Source organism: Microvirga pakistanensis, from assembly GCF_004458765.1.
GTDB classification, from domain to species: Bacteria; Pseudomonadota; Alphaproteobacteria; order Rhizobiales; family Beijerinckiaceae; genus Microvirga; species Microvirga pakistanensis.
The window spans coordinates 1-5266 of sequence record NZ_SPJX01000429.1 but is presented as its reverse complement, the minus strand read 5'-3'; the positions used below and the strand labels follow the sequence as shown (position 1 = coordinate 5266).

The following is a 5266-nucleotide window of genomic DNA, read 5'->3' as shown; positions in this document are numbered from 1 at the left end:
CAGCAGACGCTTGGCGGCTTTCGCGTTGCGACGGCTCTGAACCAGGATGTCGAGCACCATCCCATGCTGATCGACGGCGCGCCAGAGCCAATGCTTCCGGCCTGCAATGCTGATGACAACCTCATCTAAGTGCCATTTGTCGCCTGCTGCCGGAAGACGCCGGCGGATCTGGGTGGCAAAGCTCTGGCCGAACTTCAGCGCCCATTGCCGGACTGTCTCGTGGCTGACCAGGATTCCTCGAGCAGCGAGCATCTCCTCGACCATCCGCAGGCTCAACGGAAACCGGAAGTACAACCAAACAGCATGGCTGATCACTTCAGCCGGGAAGCGGTGGCGAACGTAACGAGGATGATGGGTCAATTTCATCCCTCACATATGCCTCGATCCGGTCACTCTCCGGTTAACCTGACGATGCCCGCTGGGTACCCTGTACCAGCTTCGTAAGTGCTAATCCTGCTTCTGTTTCAGGCGCCCCTAGGTCCAGGACGCTGCTCATGTGATCTGCGCCTTTAAGTACAGTGAGGCTTGCCCTTGCCCCTAGCTGAACAAGATGGCGCTGGAAACGCATCGCCTGGTCATGGAAAGGGTGGGTCTCCTGCTCGCCCACCAGGATCGCGCAGTCGACGACCGGGGCGAAGGAACGGTCCATCGGTGTCCAGCGCTTCACTTCCTCATCCGTAAGGTGGATCTCGTCTTGAAGGAATGAGTGACGAAGCGGCGCCAAATCATAGATACCACCCAGCAGCAGGGCAGCCTTGACCCTGAAGCGAGAGGCTGTCTCAGGCTCGTCGAAGAGCCAACTGGCGAGGTGCGCGCCTGCCGAATGGCCGCTCACGGTGAGGGCAGACGGATCCCCGCCGCGGGAGGCAATGTTTTCCATAACCCAGTCCGTGGCTGCCCTGACTTGATCGATCAGCGTCATCATGCGTACGCGAGGCATCAAGGCGTAATCAATGACCACGGCGATTGCCCCGATCGAAGTTACAGTATCCGCGATATAGGAGTAGTCATCCTTGGAGAACATTCGCCAGTAGCCCCCATGCACGAAAATATGCACCGGAGCCGGCTTTGAGAGATGCCGCGGGAAGAAGATGTCTAGTGTCTCGTCTTGTGAGGGTCCGTATCGGACCGTTTCAAATCGCAGCCGTGCCCGGGTTGCCGCACTTCGGGTCCTTAAAGATGCTACGATGTTGTCGAATTCCGCGACATGGTCACGGATCCGAAACGGGTCTTGCGCTCGTATGTTCATGAGTCACTCGCACGGGCTAGGGGTGATAGATGGTCCGGAGGGCGGTCGCGAAATCCTTCGCTCGGCAGGACGCTGCGAGCATTGATCATCGATCCTCCCTTAAGAGGAAATGCTTCTCACTGCGGTTCAGACCTCCTCGTAAGGCGAATCGCGGCCACAAACTGCATGGGGCAGCCTGACACAACGTCACCGGCGTTGCCGAGTGCTCCTTGGCCGATACCATGTAGGTCCGAGGTGGAGAGACTTTGCGTACGGCGATTTTGCAGCTTCCCGCGATTGACCGGGCTTTGTTGAAGGGTAATCACGGCTCCTGGCAGTATGCGGGCTTCTTCCTGAAGGGGCACTGAGGTGTGGATTCCAGCCCGTGTCCCAAGAGTCGAACGCACGACGAAAATGCGTCTAGCCGCCAGCGCGAGGGAAACTTTCCAGCTCTCGACGGCGGGTCTCCTCGGCGTCATCAGGATCTCAATACAGGCGACATGGACATCATGCTTCAGGAGCACCTGTCGGGTTAGGCTCTGAACATGCTCCGAAGCGGCTACCACTATTTGCTACCAAAAATCGTATAGGATATCGTATTGACGTTCTAAACAGTCGTGGTAGTCCTTGTTCCAGTCAAGGGGGAAATTAATGGCGCGGCGCATCCTGGGCATCCACAAGGACGCTTCTGACAGTGAGACGGCACGCAGCCCAGTGCCCCATCGCGGGCCGAGCCTTGCAAGCGAGGTTTACGAAGTGGTCCTCGGGCAAATCATGTCGCTGCGGATCCCGCCTAGGGCACGCATCACAGTGGACAACTTGGCCCGCGAGCTGAATGTTTCGCAAACCCCAATTCGGGAGGCTCTCAGCCGACTTGAAGCCGAGGGTTTGGTGGTGAAGACCCACCTCGTCGGTTACAGCGCGGCACCTCAGCTCACGCGCAAGCGGTTCGACGAGCTCTACGAACTCCGCCTGCTGCTTGAGCCCCATGCAGCTGGCAGAGCGGCCGAGCTCATGGACGAAACAGCGCTCGGCGAGCTCAAGCACCTTGCTGCAGCAATGTCACGGCGCGCCGACGCTACTGACGAGAGCATTCGCTACAGTCAATTTGCCCGTCAAGACGCCGAGTTCCACGAGCGGATCATAAAGGGGAGCGGCAACGAGCTCATTCGAGAGTCTCTCGCGCGCCTCCACATTCACGTCCATATCTTCCGTTTGCTCTTCCACTCACGAGTTACGGAAGATGCACTCCAAGAACACGCCCAAATCATAGATGCCTTAACGAGGCGGGACGGAGGCGCTGCCACAACCGCGATGCGACAACACATAGAACGCTCGCGTGACCGGCTCCGTCCATCCCTTGAGGAGGACTGACAATAGCAGATGGCGGGACCAAAGCTCAGTCATCAGCATGCTCGTCCAAAAGGATCACAAGAGATTCGCGCATGAGCCTAGCGAATGAGAAGCAAGGTGGCTCAACTAGGGAGGAACGTCATGAAACATCTATTAGCAGTGGCCGTTAGTGCCATGGGCATCCTTACAGCGGCGCCGGCGTTTGCCGAAGCTACGATCGCAGTCTCAATTCCAGCGGCAACCCACGGGTTCACCGCAGGCGTCGTGTACCATGCTCAGAAGGCGGCGGAGGAGATCCAAAAAGCCTTCCCAAGCATTAATGTTGTGGTGAAGACTTCGCCCGATGCCGCCTCCCAGGCCAGCGCTCTTGAGGATCTCACGGCTCAACGCAAAATCGATGCCTTGGTCATCCTGCCATTCAGTTCGGAAGAGCTGACCATGCCGGTAAGACAGGTAAAGAAGCAAGGCTCGTTCATCACAGTGGTTGACCGCGGCTTGAACGACCCTACGATCCAGGACCTTTACCTTGCCGGTGACAACATCGCCGTCGGCAAAACAACAGCCGAGTACATGGTGAAAGCTCTGGGTGGCAAGGGCGATGTTGTCGTCCTGCGTGGCATTCCAACAGTCATTGACGAAGAGCGCATCAAAGGCTTCCAGGACGGCATTGCGGGATCGGAGCTCAAGATCATTGACATGCAGTATGCGAACTGGAACCGTGATGACGGCTTCAAGGTGATGCAGGACTTCCTCGCCAAGCACAAGAAGATTGATGCTGTATGGGCCAATGACGATGACATGCTGATCGGCGTTCTCGAAGCCCTCAAGCAGTCAGGCCGCAAAGACATCAAGCTCGCCCTTGGCGGCAATGGCATGAAGCAAATCATTGAAAAGGTGATGGCCGGTGATCCGTTGACTCCTATCGAGACGCCATATCCGCCGAGCATGATCAAGACAGCCATTTACCTGACTGCTGCGCGCTTTAGCGGCCAGGCCCCTATTCGCGGCTCGCTCAAACTCGATGCTCCTTTGATCACTAAGGAGAACGCTAAGGAATACCATTTCCCTGACTCTCCATTCTAATCAGTGCCCCCGTAAGAGCACACCGGTCGGGCCGGTGTGCCTCGACCATCTCTGCAAATTTGAGGAATAGAAGATGCCTGGAAAAAAAATTCTGATGCTCGTCGGCGAATTCAGCGAAGAATACGAGATCTTTGTATTCGAGCAGGCGATGCACGCGGTTGGTCATACAGTTCACGTCGTCTGTCCTGACAAGCGGGCTGGCGACGTCATCAAAACGTCCCTGCATGATTTTGAGGGACACCAGACCTACACCGAGAAGCTCGGGCACGACTACGTGCTCAACAAGACCTTTTCCGAGGTCAATGTGAACGAGTACGACGCTGTCTACTCGGCGGGTGGACGTGGACCCGAGTATATTCGCATCGACAGGCGGGTACAGGATATCGTCCGCCATTTTCATGAGACTCGGAAGCCGATCTTCACAATTTGTCATGGCGTCCAGGTCCTGATCGCCGTCGAGGGAGTGGTCCGTGGTCGCTCCGTATCGGCACTTAAATACTGCGAGCCCGAAGTAACCTTAGCGGGCGGCAAGTACGTGGATCTGGGTCCGACTGAAGCGCACGTGGATGGGAACATGGTATCGGCACCAGGATGGACTGCCCTCGCCGCCTTTATGCGCGAGTGTCTCAAGGTGCTCGGTACGGAGATCCGACACTCTTAATGTCATCAGCATAGGGAGCTCGGCCACGTAGCGACCATGGACCTATGTATTAACAGGTATTGATTGCCGCGCCCACAAGAATATATCGCTTCGTGGACGCGGCGCTCGGAGCTATTACTTCTACGAAACCTGTTTCACCTGAGCTTTGACCGTCCATCGAACAGAGATGTGGCGATGTAAGGCAGCAAGAGCCCGCTTCAGGCGCAGCAGTCTCTAAGGGTGACTCTAACGGCATGCTGAATTCATGGGGAATTGATAGGCGTCAATGCCGGCAGAGGTGATGTTTAGCTTAGGTCCCGACCTAACCTGCGCAACCAAGCAAGAGCATACACCTAGTACGTGGAGGAAGTAGTGCCAGCAGTCTCTCATCCATCATCTAACTCCAAAGTCGCTCCATGCGCCACATAGTCTCCGTCTCCACCTATGCGGCAACGATCGATCCTTTTCATTCGGAGCAGCATATGGATCCCGTTCTTCGCGCAGAGAACATCTCGAAATCCTTCGGGCCCATCGAGGTCCTGAGCGGCATTTCGCTCGACCTGCGACCCGGGGAGGTTCACGCGGTCATCGGCGAGAACGGTGCGGGCAAATCCACCCTCATGCGCATCCTCTCGGGTCATCTCCCGCCCACCAAAGGTAGCCTATCTCTCCACGGGCAACCGACCGCCTTTTCAGGTCCGGTGGAGGCGGAGCACCACGGCATCGTTCTCGTTCATCAGGAGATCCTCCTCGCAGAAGACCTGACAGTGGCGCAGAACCTGTTTCTCGGCCGCGAGATCAGGCGCTTCGGCTTCGTGGACGACAGGACCATGCGCGAGCGCACGCGCGGAATCCTGGCGGAGCTCGGCACGCGGATCGATCCGGATATCGAGGTTCGACGTCTCTCCATCGCCGACCGCCAGCTCGTGCAGATCGCCCGTGCGCTGCTGGTGCCTCACAAG

5 protein-coding genes and 1 pseudogene are annotated in these 5266 nt (G+C 57.2%); 4 read left to right on the top strand and 2 right to left on the bottom strand.

Annotated elements, in window-relative coordinates; translation table 11 throughout:
* Together E4K09_RS19750 and E4K09_RS19745 are read right to left on the bottom strand one after the other, a co-directional pair.
* The coding region (locus tag E4K09_RS19750) for an IS6 family transposase (protein WP_134499447.1) at positions 1-366 on the bottom strand (366 nt) is incomplete at its 3' end.
* A gap of 34 nt (positions 367-400) precedes the next feature.
* Positions 401-1249 (bottom strand): alpha/beta hydrolase, encoded by an 849-nt coding sequence (locus tag E4K09_RS19745; protein WP_134499446.1) that lies wholly within the window; start codon positions 1247-1249, stop codon positions 401-403.
* 630 nt (positions 1250-1879) lie between these two features.
* Here E4K09_RS19745 and E4K09_RS19740 point away from each other — a divergent pair.
* The 4 genes and pseudogenes from E4K09_RS19740 to E4K09_RS19725 all read left to right on the top strand — a co-directional run.
* On the top strand, positions 1880-2602 hold the full coding sequence (locus E4K09_RS19740; RefSeq protein WP_134499445.1) for a GntR family transcriptional regulator: 723 nt from the start codon (positions 1880-1882) through the stop codon (positions 2600-2602).
* Positions 2603-2722: 120 nt separating this feature from the next.
* The gene (locus E4K09_RS19735; RefSeq protein WP_134499444.1) at positions 2723-3664 is read left to right on the top strand and encodes a substrate-binding domain-containing protein; all 942 of its coding nucleotides are present in this window, start codon (positions 2723-2725) and stop codon (positions 3662-3664) included.
* A 73-nt stretch (positions 3665-3737) separates the two neighbouring features.
* Entirely contained in the window at positions 3738-4325 is a 588-nt protein-coding gene (locus E4K09_RS19730; protein ID WP_134499443.1) for a DJ-1/PfpI family protein, read from the top strand.
* A gap of 530 nt (positions 4326-4855) precedes the next feature.
* Positions 4856-5266: pseudogene (locus E4K09_RS19725) on the top strand (ATP-binding cassette domain-containing protein); the annotation flags it as partial.

Coding starts and splice junctions, on each gene's coding strand:
- E4K09_RS19735 (WP_134499444.1), top strand. CDS start 2,723: ATGAAACATCTATTAGCAGTGGCCGTTAGTGCCATGGGCATCCTTACA.
- E4K09_RS19730 (WP_134499443.1), top strand. CDS start 3,738: ATGCCTGGAAAAAAAATTCTGATGCTCGTCGGCGAATTCAGCGAAGAA.
- E4K09_RS19745 (WP_134499446.1), bottom strand. CDS start 1,249: ATGAACATACGAGCGCAAGACCCGTTTCGGATCCGTGACCATGTCGCG.
- E4K09_RS19740 (WP_134499445.1), top strand. CDS start 1,880: ATGGCGCGGCGCATCCTGGGCATCCACAAGGACGCTTCTGACAGTGAG.